General features: G+C 31.3%; 13 protein-coding genes. 6 read left to right on the forward strand and 7 right to left on the reverse strand.

Annotated elements, in window-relative coordinates; genetic code table 11:
- Window positions 1-21 precede the first annotated feature (21 nt).
- The 4 genes from uvrA (at window position 22) to NMK29_RS09835 (ending at window position 7750) form a co-directional block, all read left to right on the forward strand.
- A complete protein-coding gene (gene uvrA, locus NMK29_RS09820) occupies window positions 22-2853 on the forward strand; it encodes an excinuclease ABC subunit UvrA (RefSeq protein ID WP_108804062.1) in 2832 nt (943 codons plus the stop codon).
- Between the two features lie 91 nt (window positions 2854-2944).
- On the forward strand, window positions 2945-3634 hold the full coding sequence (locus NMK29_RS09825; RefSeq protein ID WP_027391673.1) for a TIGR00730 family Rossman fold protein: 690 nt from the start codon (window positions 2945-2947) through the stop codon (window positions 3632-3634).
- A 37-nt stretch (window positions 3635-3671) separates the two neighbouring features.
- Complete coding sequence (locus tag NMK29_RS09830) at window positions 3672-4922, forward strand: hypothetical protein (protein WP_108804061.1); 1251 nt, start codon at window positions 3672-3674, stop codon at window positions 4920-4922.
- Window positions 4919-7750, forward strand: a complete 2832-nt coding sequence (locus tag NMK29_RS09835) for a metalloprotease (RefSeq protein WP_234424290.1) — start codon at window positions 4919-4921, stop codon at window positions 7748-7750. The genes NMK29_RS09830 and NMK29_RS09835 overlap by 4 nt, the downstream gene beginning before the upstream one ends.
- A gap of 18 nt (window positions 7751-7768) precedes the next feature.
- On the opposite strand, the gene NMK29_RS09840 is transcribed toward NMK29_RS09835, so the two are convergent.
- Entirely contained in the window at window positions 7769-8473 is a 705-nt protein-coding gene (locus NMK29_RS09840) for a hypothetical protein (RefSeq protein WP_159092267.1), read from the reverse strand.
- A 392-nt stretch (window positions 8474-8865) separates the two neighbouring features.
- Between NMK29_RS09840 and NMK29_RS09845 the strand changes: the two genes are divergently transcribed.
- Window positions 8866-11280, forward strand: a complete 2415-nt coding sequence (locus NMK29_RS09845) for a thiamine pyrophosphate-dependent enzyme (protein ID WP_108804059.1) — start codon at window positions 8866-8868, stop codon at window positions 11278-11280.
- 9 nt (window positions 11281-11289) lie between these two features.
- Here the strand turns inward: NMK29_RS09845 and NMK29_RS09850 are convergent, their stop codons facing one another.
- From NMK29_RS09850 to NMK29_RS09860, 3 genes are read right to left on the reverse strand one after another with little or no spacing between them, the layout of a single operon-like run.
- Window positions 11290-11907, reverse strand: a complete 618-nt coding sequence (locus tag NMK29_RS09850) for a hypothetical protein (RefSeq protein WP_108804058.1) — start codon at window positions 11905-11907, stop codon at window positions 11290-11292.
- A 31-nt stretch (window positions 11908-11938) separates the two neighbouring features.
- Entirely contained in the window at window positions 11939-12742 is an 804-nt protein-coding gene (locus NMK29_RS09855; protein WP_108804057.1) for a hypothetical protein, read from the reverse strand.
- A 36-nt stretch (window positions 12743-12778) separates the two neighbouring features.
- Complete coding sequence (locus tag NMK29_RS09860) at window positions 12779-13621, reverse strand: 1,4-dihydroxy-2-naphthoyl-CoA synthase (RefSeq protein ID WP_108804056.1); 843 nt, start codon at window positions 13619-13621, stop codon at window positions 12779-12781.
- Between the two features lie 169 nt (window positions 13622-13790).
- Here NMK29_RS09860 and NMK29_RS09865 point away from each other — a divergent pair, with 169 nt between their 5' ends.
- A complete protein-coding gene (locus NMK29_RS09865; protein WP_108804055.1) occupies window positions 13791-14273 on the forward strand; it encodes a hypothetical protein in 483 nt (160 codons plus the stop codon).
- A gap of 38 nt (window positions 14274-14311) precedes the next feature.
- Here NMK29_RS09865 and NMK29_RS09870 read toward each other — a convergent pair whose 3' ends face one another.
- The 3 genes from NMK29_RS09870 to menD form a co-directional block, all read right to left on the reverse strand.
- Window positions 14312-15145, reverse strand: coding sequence for a S1 RNA-binding domain-containing protein (locus tag NMK29_RS09870; protein WP_108804054.1), 834 nt, complete (start codon window positions 15143-15145; stop codon window positions 14312-14314).
- A 111-nt stretch (window positions 15146-15256) separates the two neighbouring features.
- On the reverse strand, window positions 15257-15598 hold the full coding sequence (locus NMK29_RS09875; RefSeq protein ID WP_027391683.1) for a DUF2853 family protein: 342 nt from the start codon (window positions 15596-15598) through the stop codon (window positions 15257-15259).
- A 103-nt stretch (window positions 15599-15701) separates the two neighbouring features.
- Complete coding sequence (menD, locus tag NMK29_RS09880) at window positions 15702-17426, reverse strand: 2-succinyl-5-enolpyruvyl-6-hydroxy-3-cyclohexene-1-carboxylic-acid synthase (protein ID WP_108804053.1); 1725 nt, start codon at window positions 17424-17426, stop codon at window positions 15702-15704.
- Window positions 17427-17466 lie beyond the last annotated feature (40 nt).

Consider the following 17466-nt stretch of genomic DNA (forward strand, 5'->3'; position numbering starts at 1 on the left):
TGCAATCTTGGTTAAAAATTTATGGCAATTTCAGAGGAAAATATTGAAGTTTTAGGAGCAAGAGTTCATAATCTAAAAAATATTGATGTAACCATACCCCGTGAAAAACTTGTTGTTATCACAGGGTTATCGGGATCAGGTAAGTCATCATTAGCTTTTGACACAATTTATGCTGAGGGACAACGCAGGTATATTGAAACTTTTTCTGCATATGCTAGACAATTTTTAGGGAGTTTAGAGCGACCTGATGTGGATAAAATTGATGGCCTCTCTCCTGTTATTGCTATTGAACAAAAAACTACAAGTAAAAGCCCAAGAAGTACAGTAGGAACAATTACCGAAATTTATGATTTCTTAAGACTATTGTTTGCTCGTGGTAGTGATGCCTATAGCTATAATACCGGCGAAAAAATGGTGAGCTACAGTGATGAGCAAATCAAAGATCTTATTCTTAAGGATTTTAATGGAAAGAGAATAAACATTCTCGCTCCTATTGTACGATCTCGAAAAGGACATTACCGAGAACTTTTTGAGCAAATAGCCAAACAAGGTTTTGTTAAGGTTAGAACAGATGGTGAGATCAAAGATATCACCAAAGGCATGAAATTAGATCGATACAAAAATCACGATATTGAAATTGTTATTGATCGTCTTGCAGTTAGTGATGATAAAGACAACTCTAAACGATTGATGGAAACCATTAATACTGCTATGTATCATGGTGATGATGTCTTAATGGTAATTGAACAAGAATCTCAAGAGGCACGTTTCTTTAGCAGAAATTTAATGTGTCCTTCTAGTGGAATCTCCTATCCTAATCCTGAACCAAATAACTTTTCATTTAACTCTCCAAAAGGAGCATGTCCTAAATGTAACGGTATTGGAAATCTGTACGAGGTAAACGTAAAAAAAATTATCCCTGATGATTCTAAATCAATTAAAAATGGAGGTTTAGTTCCACAAGGACCTCAGAAAAATAACTGGATATTTAAACAACTAGAATTAATTGCACAGCGTTTTGACTTCAAATTAAGTGACCCGATAAAAAATATTCCAGCAGAGGCTATGGAAATTATTCTTTATGGAGGAAAAGAAAAATTCACTGTAGATAGTAAAACACTTGGTGTTAAAAGAGAATACAAGATTGATTTTGAAGGAATTGCTACATTTATAGACAATACTTACACTAATAATGATTCGACCTCTTTACGCAGATGGGCAAAAGATTTTATGGATAATATCCAATGTCCAGAATGTAATGGTTCTAGATTAAGAAAAGAATCTTTATACTTTAAGGTTGGTGAGAAAAATATTGCTGATTTGGCCAATATGGATATAAGCGAATTGGCTGATTGGTTTAAAAAATTACCAGAACAACTTAGCGACAAGCAGAAACAAATTTCTGGCGAAATTTTAAAAGAGATCAATGCTAGAATACAATTTTTAATTGATGTCGGATTAACTTATCTATCTTTAAACAGAAGCAGTAAATCACTTTCTGGTGGAGAAGCACAACGTATTCGGTTAGCAACACAAATAGGATCTCAATTAGTAGGAGTATTATATATCTTAGATGAACCAAGTATTGGACTACATCAGCGAGACAATGAGAAGTTGATTAACTCCTTAGTACAATTAAGAGATATAGGTAATTCCGTGATTGTTGTAGAACACGATAAAGATATGATCGAGCGAGCTGATCATGTCATTGATATTGGACCTAGAGCAGGAAAACACGGAGGAGAAATTATTAGTGAGGGTACTCCAAAAAACCTCCTAACACACAACACTCTTACTGCTGATTATTTAAGTGGTAAAAAAGAAATTAAAGTTCCCGAAAAAAGAAGACAAGGAAACGGTAAGAAAATCTCTTTAACTGGAGCAACCGGGAATAATCTAAAAAATGTTTCTATAGATATTCCTTTAGGAAAGATGGTTGCTGTTACAGGAGTTTCTGGTAGTGGTAAATCTACACTGATAAATGAAACATTATATCCTATTCTTAATGCATATTATTTTAATGGAGTTAAGAAACCAATGCCTTATAAAAAGATAAAAGGCTTAGAAAATGCGGATAAAGTAATCGATATTAATCAATCCCCAATTGGAAGAACACCAAGATCTAATCCTGCTACATATACCGGTGTATTTTCGGAGATTAGAAATTTATTTTCCAAAACACCTGAGGCAATGATTCGAGGATATAAACCTGGACGTTTTAGTTTTAATGTAGCTGGAGGTAGATGTGAAACCTGTAAAGGAGGAGGTTTGCGAGTTATAGAAATGAATTTCTTACCAGATGTGTATGTAGAATGCGAAACATGTCAGGGAAAAAGATTTAATAGAGAAACCCTAGAAATAAGATATAAAGGAAAATCCATCTCTGATGTGTTGGAAATGACAATCAATGAAGCTTGTGATTTTTTTGATCAAATTCCTAAAATTTTTAGAAAACTTAAAACTATTAGAAGTGTTGGTTTAGGATATATTACACTTGGGCAACAATCCACAACACTATCAGGTGGAGAAGCACAACGAATAAAACTGGCTACCGAATTGTCCAAAAGAGATACCGGAAATACTTTTTATATCTTAGACGAGCCAACAACAGGGCTTCATTTTGAAGATATTAGAGTATTAATGGACGTATTAAACGAATTAGTTGATAAAGGTAATACGGTACTAATAATTGAACATAACCTTGATGTAGTCAAAATGGCTGATTATATTATTGACATAGGATATGAAGGTGGTAAAAACGGTGGCGAGGTAGTAGCAAAAGGTACTCCTGAACAAATTATTAAAAACAAGAAGAGTTATACTGCGAAGTTTTTAGAAAAAGAACTGCGATAAATAATTTCTTCAATTTTGAAAATAAATAAACAAATAACAACAACTTGTTAAACAAATATCAGTTATTAACTGAGGTAATAAAATAAATTTTATGAGAAAAGAACAACATCACAAAGGTTGGAACGAAATAAAAACAAATGATTCTTGGGCTATTTTTAAGATCATGGGAGAGTTCGTAAATGGATTTGAAAAAATGAGTAAAATAGGACCTTGTGTATCTATATTTGGATCCGCCAGGACTAAAACGGATGACAAATATTATCAACTAGCTGTTGATGTAGCTCATAAAATAGTAGATCACGGATATGGAGTTATTACTGGTGGTGGTCCAGGTATTATGGAAGCTGGTAATAAAGGTGCTCATTTAGGTGGAGGAACCTCTGTAGGTTTAAATATTGATTTACCTTTTGAACAACACGATAATCCATACATTGACAGTGATAAAAGCTTAGATTTTGATTATTTCTTTGTTAGAAAAGTAATGTTTGTTAAATACTCTCAGGGATTTGTGGTTATGCCTGGAGGATTTGGAACGCTCGACGAACTGTTTGAAGCAATAACATTGATACAAACAAAAAAAATAGCAACATTTCCTATTATTTTAGTAAGTACTGAGTTCTGGGGAGGACTAATGGATTGGGTAAAGAGTACTCTTTTAGATAAATTTGGAAACATCAGTCCTGGAGATATGGATTTAATTCATATTGTAGATACTCCAGAAGAAGTATTACAGATTCTAGATAAATTCTATGGAAAATACAATTTAAGTCCAAATTTCTAGAGACACCTCTTTTCACACAAACTCAACAAACTCAATAATGAAAGGAATATTCATACCCCTTGTACTACTTTTTGGTGTCCAAATTTCTTTTGGACAAGCCACCATTAAAACCATGTTCTATAATGTTCTTAACTACCCCGCTGCCCCTCCAGAAAATAGAGAAGAAATATTAGAAACTATAATAGATAGTTATGAACCTGATATTTTTATGATTTGTGAATTAGAAACAGAAATTGGAGGTGAGGAAATATTAAATGAATCATTAAACGATGATAACACTAATTATTCTAGCGCTCCTTTTTTAAGTAATTTTTCTAACTCCGATGTAGAGCTACATCAATTATTATATTATAATAACCAAAAGTTTACTTTAATAGATAGCCAAAGACTAACAACTACAATAAGAGATATTAACTGGTATACCTTAGAATTAATATCAGACAATCAAGTCGCAAATCCTATTAGAATTGAAGTTTTCGTATCACACTTAAAAGCAAGCAGAGGTACAGAAAATGAGGTTAAGCGTTTAAATATGGTTAATAAATTCATTGATAATTATGAGAATCTAGATGAAGATGCATATGTCATTTTTGCCGGTGATCTAAACGTATATTCTTCGGATGAACCCGCTTATCAAGAGTTACTAAATAGTAACAATAAGATTACCATGGTTGATCCTATAAATAAGCCAGGAAACTGGACTAGTAATGAGACTTTTACCACAATACATACCCAAAGCACCCGTCTTAGTAGTGAAGACTTTGATAATTTTGGAAGCGGTGGTGGATTAGACGATCGCTTTGATTTTATTTTAATATCAGAGAATATGATAAACAATACAGAATTAAGTTATGTTCCTGATAGTTATCTTGCTTATGGTAATAATGGTGATTGTTATAATCAAAGAATTGATGATACAGATTGTACGGGAATATATGATAGTTCATTGAGAGATGCATTATATACTATGAGTGATCATTTACCTGTAGTGATGGAACTACAATCAAACCAACAGTTTTTAAATACTCCGGAATTTACAGAAACAATAAAAAACATACAATTAACCAATGGTAACATTATCCGTGATGAACTGTCTTTACAAATTGATAATACTTTAGAATCAATAGATTTTGAAATATATAATACTTTAGGACAAAAAATAAAATCGTTTTCTGCAGATAGTAATACTATTACTAATATTTCTGTCTCTGAATTAAATCAAGGAATGTATTATCTTGTCCCAACTAATATAAATAGTAATGCCATCAAATTTTTAAAAGTAAATTGAAACTTATCAGAATATTCCATATAATTCTTACTGTATTTTTATTTCTAGCTAATACTTATGCACAACATAATATCGTTATTGATGGAGTTCTCGATACTGAAAACAAGATAATATCAATACAACAAGAGATTACATTTAGGAATACCTCAAATGACACCTTACAAGAGATTTTTTTACATGATTGGGCTAATAGTTTTTCTAGTAAAACAACTCCATTAGGAAAGCGTTTTTCTGAAGATTTTATTAGAAAGTTTTATTTTGCAAAAGATTATGAGCGAGGATCAACTAGCATTGAATCTATCTCTGATCAAACATCAAAACAGTTAACTTGGTCAATTCAAAAACAAGCTCCTGATATTTTAAAATTAGATATAGATACATTATTATCACCAGGAGAAAGCTTTACCTTTAATTTAAAATATCAAGTAAAATTACCTAGCGAAAAATTCACCAGGTATGGTTATCATAAAAATGGAAATTTCAGTTTAAAACATTGGTATATTCTACCTGCTGTCTATGACACAAAGTGGAATACGTATAGTCATAAAAATCTAGATGATCTGTATGCACCAACAATAGATTATAAAATTAATCTTACGCTACCTTCCATGTATCACCTTACCAGTGAATTTGATCAAGAAATATTAACCGATTCAGATGATCCCATTAAAACGATTCTACTTGTTGGCGAGAAGCGAAATGAAGTTAATTTATATGTAGAAAAAGAGAATAGTTTTTATAATATTGAAACGAAGAATATCGAATTCATAAGTAATATCAGGGATAATGATTTGATGCCTGAAATGAAAAGTGTAGCCGTAGAAAAAATTCTAAAATTTCTAGAAAAACACTTAGGCCCATACCCTTTCGATAAAATTTTAGTTTCAGAAAATGATTATAAAAAAAACCCTGTATATGGTTTAAATCAATTACCTGATATTTTAAGACCATTTCCTGATGGTTTTCAGTACGAGATCAAACAACTTAAGGCAATAACAGAAAGTTATTTGGAAAAAACATTAATCATTAACCCTAGATATGATGCTTGGATAAAAGATGCAATACATATCTATATAATGATGGCATATACTGAGCAGTATTACCCTGAAATGAAAATAATTGGTAATCTAAGTAAAGTTATAGGGTTACGATGGTTTCATGCTGCCGACCTAAAATTTAATGATCAATACTTTTTAGGATATAAAAATATTATACGCAACTTTAGAGATCAGGCTTTAAACACTCCACAAGATAAACTCATTAAGTTTAATAAAAATATTGCCAATGCATATAAAGCTGGTGTAGGTTTCAAGTACTTAGAAGATTATTTAGAAGATGATAATATTCTTGCGGAGGCAATCCAAGAATATTATACTAATAATATATTGAAACAAACAAATTCTCAAGAATTTGAAAAAATATTAAAACGACTTGCTACAAAAGATGTTGATTGGTTTTTTGAAGATTATGTCAAGACGAATCAGAAACTTGATTTTAAAATTTCATCTGTCAAAAAGAGCAAAGACTCTCTAGAGGTTACAATAAAAAATAAAAGAGACAACAATATGCCGATATCATTGGGCGCAACTAGGGATGATGTACTAGTCTCTAAAACCTGGGTTAAAGATATAAAAGGTAAAAAAAAGGTAACAATCGGTAATGAAGATATTGATAAATTAGTCTTAGATTATGATCAAAATATTCCAGAATTTAATCGAAGGAATAACTATAGAAATCTAAACTGGATTTTTAATAAACCGTTTCATTTCACTTTTATACAAGATGTAGAAGATCCTACTAAAAGTCAAATATTCTATACTCCAGAGTTCGAATTCAATAATGTATATGATGGGTTTACTATTGGATCTAAATTTTTTAATAAAAACATCATTAGAAAAAACTTTGATTACAGAATCAAACCTAGTTATGGGTTTGCTTCTCAAAAACTGTTAGGTTCTGGTTTTTTTCAAGTACGACAGCAAATTGCTGATGATGATCTTTTTTTAATAAGATATTCTTTTAGCGGTAGTAGTTCTAGTTATGCGCCTGGACTATTGGTAAGACGTTTTTCTCCAACGGTACGATTTTCTTGGAGACCCGAAGATTTACGTTCCAATAAAAGTCAAAACCTTAGTATAAGAAGTGTAAATGTTTTTAGACAACGTGATGAGGTAAATCCTGTTAACACTCCAGATTACAGTGTTTTTAATGTACGATATACATATTCTAACTTTAATCTTATAAACTCTTCTTCTTTTAATTTTGACTATCAACTAAATAAAAATTTTAGTAAATTTTCTACGACTATAAATTATAGAAAATTATTTCTTAATAATAGACAGCTTAATCTTCGTCTTTTTGCAGGAGCTTTTATATTTAATGATACCAGTAGGGATGGTGATTTTTTTAGCTTTGCCTTAGATCGCCCTACAGATTACCTTTTTGATTTTAATTACTTAGGTCGTAGTGAAGATACTGGTTTGGTAAGTCAACAAATTATAATTGCAGAAGGAGGTTTTAAATCTCAATTAGATTTTCCGTTTGCAAATCAATGGATCACCACACTTAATGCCAATACTAACATCTGGAATTGGGTATACGCATATGCCGATGCTGGTTTAGTTAAAAACAGAGGTGTTTCTCCTGAATTTGTATATGATGCAGGTATAAGATTAAGCCTTGTGGCAGATTATTTTGAGCTTTTCTTCCCTATTGCATCCAATAATGGTTTTGAAATAAACCAACCTAATTATGACGAGAAAATTAGGTTTATTGTTACGCTAAGTCCTCAAACTTTAATTGGGCTTTTTACCAGAAGATGGTACTAATTCATTAAATAATTATTTCTATAAATAACGCTCGTTTGCATCAATAGTTTTTTCTGGAGTAGTTTCTAGCAAGAATTTCATAAAAATGTACATACTTAGCACGTGTGCTACATTAATAAGAACAGTGAAAATATTATTAAAATAAAATAATTCGTTAATGGGTAATAAAGAAATTATAAATATGCATAAACAAGAAACTATAATTAATTTCAAACCGTCTCTATATGTATCTTGCATATAAATAAGATATGCCACTAACATATATACTGTAGAGCTGAACAAACAAAAAACTACTTCTGGAATAGCTTCTCTGACCATATCAATTAGTAATTGAGAAATAGAAAAAATCAAATATGCAACTAACGCAGAGCTAATTAAAATTGGTATTGATAAAAACGTACTACGTTGAACAGTTTTAATAAATAGATACTTTCTTATAGCAATTGTACAGAATATAAAATACAAAGATGTTAGAATACATATATACGAGAAATTAGATATAAAATCAGTATAAATAAGAACATCACAGAAGATCATAGAAACCAGACTCAACACATACCATAGATTAATCTTCTTAGTATTACATAAATATATAGCTCCAATAGAGAATATGGTTAAAGGCAAGGCATAGGCTAAATATTTCCTGTCAAAAAATGTAGCAACTATAATAACTACTAAAAAAGCAAGGTAAAATAATATGTCGGTGACTTTTATTTTCTTCAAAAATTCACGATTACATTAATAATGATAATTAATATTTCTTCTAAGTTATATTATTTTTTGGATTTGTAGGAAAAAAAGAAGACAAACCTTAATTCCTACATTTACAAAAACTTATTTTAAAATATCTTCATACAAAAACACATTGATTATCAGATATATAAAAACCATTGTACTATTCAAAAATTATAACAAATAGCTATCCTGCTATGCTTATTTTTATAAATGTGAAAATTTTGAGTATTTGTTAATCAAGTCTTAAAATAATACCCAAAAAAAAGAATTCAACAACAAAAAGCTGTTTTATATGAATTATCATCAATAACTTTAATACTTCTTATCTTGGAATTGACCTGAATTTTAGCTAAATTTGCGAACCGTAAAAAATCGTTCACATGCAGTCTGAAACAACTATTACACCTAATATTTCTTTCGAAGAATATAAAGATCAAATACTTAGAGATTATAAAATCGCTTTAACGAGTAGAGAGTGTAGTTTGTTAGGACGTCGAGAAGTACTTACCGGAAAATCTAAGTTCGGAATTTTTGGTGGAGGTAAAGAATTACCACAATTAGCAATGGCTAGAGTGTTTCGTGATGGTGATTTCAGATCGGGATATTATAGAGATCAAACCTTTATGATGGCAATTGATCAATACAATGTAGAACAATTTTTTGCAGGATTGTATGCGCATACAGATATTGAAAAAGAGCCTTTCGCAGCAGGGAGACAGATGGGTGGACACTTTGCTACTCATAGTCTTAATGAAGATGGATCTTGGAAAAATCTTACAAAACAAAAGAACTCAAGTTCAGATATTTCTCCTACAGCTGGGCAAATGCCTCGATTATTAGGGTTAGCACAAGCATCCAAAGTATATCGTAATGAAAAAAGCGTTTCTGAACACACCAACTTTTCCATCAATGGAAATGAAGTAGCATGGGGTACCATCGGTAACGCAAGTACAAGTGAAGGTCTTTTTTGGGAAACAGTAAATGCTGGAGGTGTTTTACAAGTACCTATGGTAATTAGTATCTGGGATGATGAATATGGTATTTCTGTTCATGCAAAACACCAGACTACTAAAGAAAATATATCTTTAGTTCTAGAGGGTTTCAGACGAGATGAAAAGCACGATGGTTACGAAATCATTGTGGTTAATGGCTGGGATTATCCAGCTTTAGTAGAGGCCTATGAAACTGCAGAAGATCTAGCTAGAGAACAACATATCCCAGTAATTGTACACGTAAAGGAGCTTACACAACCACAAGGTCACTCCACTTCTGGTTCTCACGAGAGGTATAAAAGTGAAGAACGCTTAAACTGGGAGCGTGAGCACGATTGTAACAAGAAATTTAAGGAATGGATTATTGATCACAATATAGCAACTGCTGATGAATTACTAGAACTAGAAAAATCTTGTAAAAAAGCAGTAAGACAAGGTAAAAACAGTGCTTGGAATGCATATATCTCTGAGATTAAAGAAGAACAAAAAGAAGCTTTAATAAGATTAGAAGCAGTAGAAAACAAAAGTGCTAGTAAAAACTTTATCTCCCCTCTTGTAAGAATGTTAGCAGATAAAGATGAACCAATAAGAAAAGATATTCTAGAAGCAACTAGAAGAACATTGCGATATTTAATTAAAGAAGATTTTCCTGAAAAAACGGCTCTTCAGAATTGGATCAACAATTACATTGCAGAAATCCAACCAAAATATAGTGATCACCTATATAACGATTTTGACAGTAATGCTACTAAAATAAAAGAGGTAAAACCTGAATACGCTGATAATGCTGAGATAGTAGATGCCCGTGTTATATTAAGAGATAATTTTGATCAAATATTTAGTAGAGTACCTGAATCTTTAATTTTTGGAGAAGATAGTGGTAAAATTGGTGATGTTAATCAAGGTCTTGAAGGATTACAACAGAAATTTGGGGAGATCAGAGTTTCTGATGCCGGAATTAGAGAAGCAACTATAATCGGACAAGGAATTGGTATGGCAATGAGAGGTCTTAGACCCATAGCAGAAATACAATATTTAGATTACATACTTTATTGTATTCAAGGGCTAAGTGATGATCTTGCTACTTTAAGATATAGAACTTTTGCTAAGCAAAAAGCACCACTAATTGTTAGAACAAGAGGACACCGTTTAGAAGGTATATGGCACTCTGGATCTCAAATGGGTGGATTGATTCATTTATTAAGAGGTATTCACATTCTTGTTCCCAGAAACATGACTAAAGCTGCCGGATTTTACAATACATTGCTAGATAGTGATGAACCTGCTGTTGTTGTAGAATGCCTGAATGGATATCGTTTAAAAGAAAAAATGCCTTCTAATTTATCAGAAATAAGAACTCCATTAGGCGTTGTAGAAACTGTAAAAGAAGGAAGTGACATTACATTAATTTCTTATGGTTCTACACTAAGATTAGTTGAGCAAGCAGCAAAAGAATTACTATCCGTAGGGATAAACGCAGAGGTAATCGATGTTCAATCTCTTATACCATTTGATCTAACTCACGATATCGTAAAAAGTATTGCTAAAACAAACAGGGTTTTGGTAATAGATGAGGATGTTCCTGGAGGAGCTACTGGATATATACTTCACAAACTTATTGATGAGCAAAATATATATCAATATTTAGATAGTGAACCGCAAACTTTAAGTGCGCAACCACATCGTCCTGCATTTGGAACAGATGGTGATTACTTTAGTAAACCGTCTACCGAAGATATTTTTGAAAAGGTGTATGAAATAATGAACGAAGTAAATCCATCTAATTTTCCTAGGTTAAGATAATCAACTTAGTTAAAAAGGATTTTCTATTTTAATTCGTTTACCTTCTTTATAAGAAATAACGAAAATATTTTTATTAATAACACCAGATTTAAGTAGTGTTTTCCTGAATTCCTGCGCTTCTATTAGTGTTTCGAAAATACCTAAACTTAACTTATAATAAGAGGTATCACTATACACAAGAGAATTCGTGAATTTTTCTGAAATCAAAGAAACTTTTTTATCTGTAAACGATTGAATTTGAACAGAGTAAACAGTGTCCTTATTTATCAAATCTCTGTACATATAAAGATTTTTCAAGTCATTTAAATCAGATTGATCACTTTTCAATTGATTAAGCTGTGTTTTTAATCCGTTAATTTCTGACTGAAAAGAAGAAAACTCCTTATTTTCCATTACTACAGTATCACCATTATCTCTATCTACCCAAAATACTACGTAAACAATTAACGCTATTGTAAGTATCAACAATGCAGAACATAACATTTTAAGCATCAATTTTGACGCTCTATTTCTCTTTAGTTCAACAGATTTGTCATTAAGAAGATCTTCTAATTTTCGTTGCTCTACTTCAGCTTTTTCTATTTGATAATGCAATGATAAAAGATCTTCGTTTTTAATATCTGGCATTGGTATGAAGGTTTAATGATACTTTATAGGCTTATGGTAATTTTTGTTTGGTTATTTTATAAACAATTCCATCATTCATCTCTAATAGCATAATAGGATTATCTGAGATAATTTTCTGAAAAGCTTTTAAAGGAAATCCTTTAGAAATTTGATTTAAACTCTGAATACGAACCTTATCATTTAGCTCTAATCTTCTTAGTTTGGTATTTGTATTAGAAACATAGTAATTATCATATAAAAAATATAAGGTATCTCCATTTTTATCAATATCATACTCGGCCTCGTTATTTTCTTTTGCTTTTTCTACAGCCTTTCTACCCTTATAATACTCAATATAATCTACTTCAATAAAAATAACACCATTGGTTCTAAACACATTCTTCACGTAACAATGTTGTTTTTTAAATTTTAGTTTTTTAGAGTCATCTTCTATTGTATCCTTAATACTATCTACAACAGTGGAGTCAACACTTATTTCAGAATTACCTTCAACACGTGATCCCAGTTTTTCTTTATAATCAGATATATCAGTTTTTAATTTCATCAACTCTTCTTGCAAAGAATCATTCATTTTTTTTATCTGATCTATATTCTCGGGCGTGTCCTTTGCTTGATCTGAATCTGGGTTAAAACCATCCTGGTTTAGATAATACATAGTAAAAGACATTCCTATGACTACCAAAAAAAACAAAACCATAAAAATGATACTATTCCTTTTACTTCTCTTCAATTCTTTGGATATAGAAACAAGACGATCTTCTAGTTTCTGCTGTTTCATACCAGATTTTTCAATCCTATATTGTACAGATAGTAATTCGTCTTCTTTATTTTTCATTTCGCATTCTAAATTTCTATAAAATCATTTACACTACTATGGTATCCATTTAATATCTTTAAAATCAGGCTTCCTTTTTTCTAAAAAGGCATTTCTTCCTTCTTTTGCTTCTTCCGTCATATATGCTAATCTAGTTGCTTCACCAGCAAAAACCTGTTGCCCGACCATACCATCATCAGTAAGGTTCATTGCAAATTTTAGCATTTTAATAGAAGTAGGTGATTTTTCTAATATCTCTTGAGCCCACTGATAAGCGGTGTCTTCTAATTCTTCGTGAGGTATAACGGCATTTACCATACCCATTTCATATGCTTCTTGCGCAGAATAATTCCTGCCTAAAAAGAAAATTTCACGAGCCTTTTTTTGTCCTACCATTTTTGCCAAGTAAGCAGATCCATATCCACCATCAAAACTAGTAACATCCGCATCCGTTTGTTTAAAAATAGCATGCTCTTTACTTGCTAAGGTTAAATCACAAACAACATGCAAACTATGCCCTCCTCCTACTGCCCATCCAGGCACTACTGCGATTACCACTTTTGGCATAAATCTTATTAACCGTTGTACCTCTAGAATATTCAATCTATGCATTCCATCCTGACCCACATAGCCTTGATGTCCTCTAGCTTTTTGATCACCACCGCTACAAAAACTATATACTCCATCCTTGGTTGATGGACCTTCTGCAGAAAGTAACACAACTCCTATAGATGTATCTTCTTGAGCATCATAAAAAGCATCGTACAATTCACTTGTAGTATTTGGCCTAAAAGCATTACGAACATTAGGTCTATTAAATGCTATTCTAGCAACACCATTTGATTTTTTATAAGTTATATCTTGATATTCTTTTACAGTTTTCCAGTTTATCGAACTCATTATATTTTTTTTATGCTATCAAAAATAATATAATATATTGTATCCAGCTACATCATTATAGTAGTTAAATCAAGTTAAAAAAGTAATATTTTTACATCTTTCATATAAATTAACACAGGTTTTGCACGATTTTTGATATTTTAGACAAAACAGATAATTAGAAATTACTATGAAGATTTTCCCTATCATATTTTTAAGCTGTATTGGTCTTATCTCTTATGGACAAGAAAAGCCCTCATTAACAATCGATTGGGAAACTTGGAATACACATATTGCGGATAATAGCTCTCAATATACACTTGAACATAAAGAAATAACTCCTTCTTTATCCTATATACGAGAACTAATTTCTACTGGAAATTACGTTTTAATGGAAATCAATTTATCAATTGATTTACGTAAGCAGCATCTTGAAAACGAAACACCAATTCTTTTGCTTCCTGAAAATAAGTTTATACAATCAGATTATGCGTTCTCTCTTCCTAATAGCACAAATCAAAATCAAAATAATTTAAGATTTACGATAACAGGGAATGGAGGGTACAACACTAATAATACCGGAAAAGGAAGTGTTAAAAACAATGCTTATAGAGATGCAAGTACTTATACAGGAATATACTGCCCTGTAACCGGTGTTCCTTTAACGTATTAAAAAAAGGCAGTGGATTAATTAGCAGTGGATTATTGAAACTAATCTACTAAACGAATACCGTCTTTTTCTATCACTATTTTTTTTGCTTTATATAAAGAACCAATAGCCTTCTTAAAGCTTTTTTTACTTAATTGAAAAACATCTTTTATATCATTAGGATCAGACTTATCATTAAGATCAATAAATCCTCCACTTGACTTTAATTCATCTAGTATTTGCTGAGCATTAGGTTCTATAGAACGATACCCATGTCGTTGTAACGTGAGATCAATCTTTCCATCAGGGCGCACTTTTTTTACAAATCCTTTTAACTGATCTCCTGGTGTTACTTTCTGAAAGATCTCATCTTCATACACTAAGCCTAAATGTTTTTGATTGACAATCATATTCCATCCATAAGGAGATGGATGTGATGCAATTAAATCTACTTCATCATAAGAAGATAACAAGACTAAAGAGTTATCTAAAAATGCATTCGTCTTACTTGACCCAACTAATCTGTTTGTTTCCTCATCTAGATAAACATAAACAAGATACCAGCTCCCGATTCTCATCTTAGAGGCTTGCTCTCTAAAAGGTATAAACAGTTCTTTTTCTAAACCCCAATCCATAAACGCTCCAATATCAGAAACGGTAGTGCACTTTAAATAGGCAAATGATTTTACAGTGGCATAAGGTTCTAAAGTAGTTGCAACAATCCGTTCTTCATGATCTAAGTAAAGAAATACTTTAATCTCGTCTCTAATCATAAACTGATTCGGAACATATTTATTAGGCAATAACACTTCATTCCCTTCATCATCACTAAGATAAACACCTTGATCTCTCTCTCTTACAAATTCTAACGTGTTATATTCACCAAGCTTAAGCATCGTTTTATATTTTTGCGCAAAGATAATTGTTTAATCTTCCTATATATCATATTAAAACAAAAAAAGGTGCTCAATCAAGAACACCTTTTTTGTTTTCTAATATCTGTTATTCTATTTGTATACAGATTCTTTCTTAAAATGCTTTGCTAATAAATAATAAACAACTGCTCTATATTTATTTCTATTAGATTTTCCATATGCATCCATAACAGAAGCAATTGCCTCATCTAACTTTGGTCCATCAGAAAGACCTAACTTTTTAATTAAGAAATTTTTCTTTACAGTTTCTAATTCTGAAGGATCACTTCCAGATACCGTAGCAGCATCCTTATTATAAATAGAAGGCCCACAACCAATAGTAACTTTAGTTAAAAAGTCCATATCCGGAGTTTGACCAATTTTATCTTTAATATCCGCAGCGTACTTAGTAATCAATTCGTCTCTTTTACTCATAAGGTGATAATGTTTTAGGTTTTAGTTAATTTATTATGTTATCTCAAATATAACTTATTTATAAATGAATAATTCATTTATAAATTATAATAAAACTGTTTTTTTAGACAAAATGCTTAAAATAATCGATTAAAACACCATCATTCATTTTTCTAGGAGTAAAAACCTCTAATATTTGAGGTTTATCATTCTCATTATAAAGATCTCTTATTGCTTGTTCTAGTTCATCCTTTCCTTGGACAGTAGTATACTTAAAATTAAACATAGTAGACAAGTGTTCCGCTGTTAAACTATGTTTCGTTTCAAAATAAGTACTAAAATTATGACTCTCAGATTTACCTGGTAAAATTCTAAAAATCCCTCCTCCACTATTATTAATTAAAATAATCTTGAAATTAGAAGGAATAGAATCATTCCACAACCCGTTACTATCATAAAAAAAACTAAGATCACCTGTTATTAACGTAGTAGGAATGCCTGAAGCTACTGCTGCACCTATCGAAGTAGAAGTACTTCCATCTATTCCACTTGTTCCACGATTACAGTATACTTTAAATGAAGGATTCAATGAAAATAATTGCGCATATCTAACCGTAGAACTATTGCTTAGTTGAATCATCTGATCATTAGGAATAAGATCAAACATCATTTCAAATGCTTTGAGATCAGAAAAATCTATTTCTTGCAGATACTTTTCATGTCTTATTCTTCTTTGATTTCTTTTTGCTATCCAAAAAGATTTATACTCATTATCAACAATCTTAGTATCAGGTAAAAAGCCAGATAAGAACGCATTAGGATGCATTTTTATATGCTCGGTTAAGCAAAAATATGTATCATAAGCTTTCTTTTGATCAATATGCCAATGAACTTTAGGTTGGTAATTTCGTAAAAAAGCCTTTATTCTTTTAGAAACTACCATACCTCCAAAAGTCAATAAAACATCTGGTTGTAAAGCTTTAAATTCATCATCACTTAAGGACGTAATTAATTGATCAATACAATTTACGTGGGTTTCATGATGAATATTAGATGTTGTTTCCGTCAAAATTAAAACCGAAGGATCTTTAGCCAAATAATCAATAAACTCCTTTTCTATACTATTAGGAGGGTTCACTCCTATCAATACTAATTTACGCTTAGATGCATTCCATTGCATCAACATGTTAGACCGCAACGTATTTGAAATACGCTGTTCTATATGCTCTACAGGAATATTCTTAGGAACTATTGTTGGTTTTATAATTGTATCATATAGCGGTTCATAAAAAGGAACATTAATATGAACAGGTCCATTTCCTTCTATAGCTTTATTAAGCGCTATATTGATCTCCCGCTCATTATGTTTTTGAGCTTCGTGCTGTTTTTGTTTTATTTTAATATCATCTACTTCAATCTCAGGAACAATTTCTGAATATAAATTGGCTGAATATAAAATATGGTTTTCGAATACATTTTTTTGTCGGATCGTTTGCCCATCACCGATATCAATACGTTCAATAGGTCGATCTGCACTTAATACTACTAACGGTACATCACTATAAAACGCCTCTGAAATTGCAGGGTAATAATTTAATAATGCACTTCCCGAAGTACAAACTAATGCAACAGGTTTTTTTATCTGTTGCGCAATTCCTAAGGCAAAAAAAGCGGCGCATCGTTCATCAACAATACTATAGCATTTCATGTTAGGGTTTTCAGTAAAACCAATTGTCAAAGGAGCATTTCTAGATCCGGGAGAAATTACCACATGGAAAATTCCTTTTGCTTCACATAAAGCAACTATGGTTTGAGATAAAGGAATTTTGGAATATAAACGTTTCTTCATTCGAGTCGCTAAATTACAATATAGAGTCAAGTAAAGCCAG

The sequence above is a fragment of the Aquimarina sp. Aq107 genome (genome assembly GCF_943733665.1).
Taxonomy (GTDB): Bacteria; Bacteroidota; Bacteroidia; order Flavobacteriales; family Flavobacteriaceae; genus Aquimarina.

Bases quoted from the DNA above. Each gene is read 5' to 3' on its own strand.
- NMK29_RS09875 (WP_027391683.1), bottom strand. From the start codon at position 15,598: ATGAGTAAAAGAGACGAATTGATTACTAAGTACGCTGCGGATATTAAA.
- NMK29_RS09850 (WP_108804058.1), bottom strand. From the start codon at position 11,907: ATGCCAGATATTAAAAACGAAGATCTTTTATCATTGCATTATCAAATA.
- menD (WP_108804053.1), bottom strand. From the start codon at position 17,426: ATGAAGAAACGTTTATATTCCAAAATTCCTTTATCTCAAACCATAGTT.
- uvrA (WP_108804062.1), top strand. From the start codon at position 22: ATGGCAATTTCAGAGGAAAATATTGAAGTTTTAGGAGCAAGAGTTCAT.
- NMK29_RS09830 (WP_108804061.1), top strand. From the start codon at position 3,672: ATGAAAGGAATATTCATACCCCTTGTACTACTTTTTGGTGTCCAAATT.
- NMK29_RS09870 (WP_108804054.1), bottom strand. From the start codon at position 15,145: ATGCTTAAGCTTGGTGAATATAACACGTTAGAATTTGTAAGAGAGAGA.
- NMK29_RS09845 (WP_108804059.1), top strand. From the start codon at position 8,866: ATGCAGTCTGAAACAACTATTACACCTAATATTTCTTTCGAAGAATAT.
- NMK29_RS09825 (WP_027391673.1), top strand. From the start codon at position 2,945: ATGAGAAAAGAACAACATCACAAAGGTTGGAACGAAATAAAAACAAAT.
- NMK29_RS09865 (WP_108804055.1), top strand. From the start codon at position 13,791: ATGAAGATTTTCCCTATCATATTTTTAAGCTGTATTGGTCTTATCTCT.
- NMK29_RS09855 (WP_108804057.1), bottom strand. From the start codon at position 12,742: ATGAAAAATAAAGAAGACGAATTACTATCTGTACAATATAGGATTGAA.
- NMK29_RS09860 (WP_108804056.1), bottom strand. From the start codon at position 13,621: ATGAGTTCGATAAACTGGAAAACTGTAAAAGAATATCAAGATATAACT.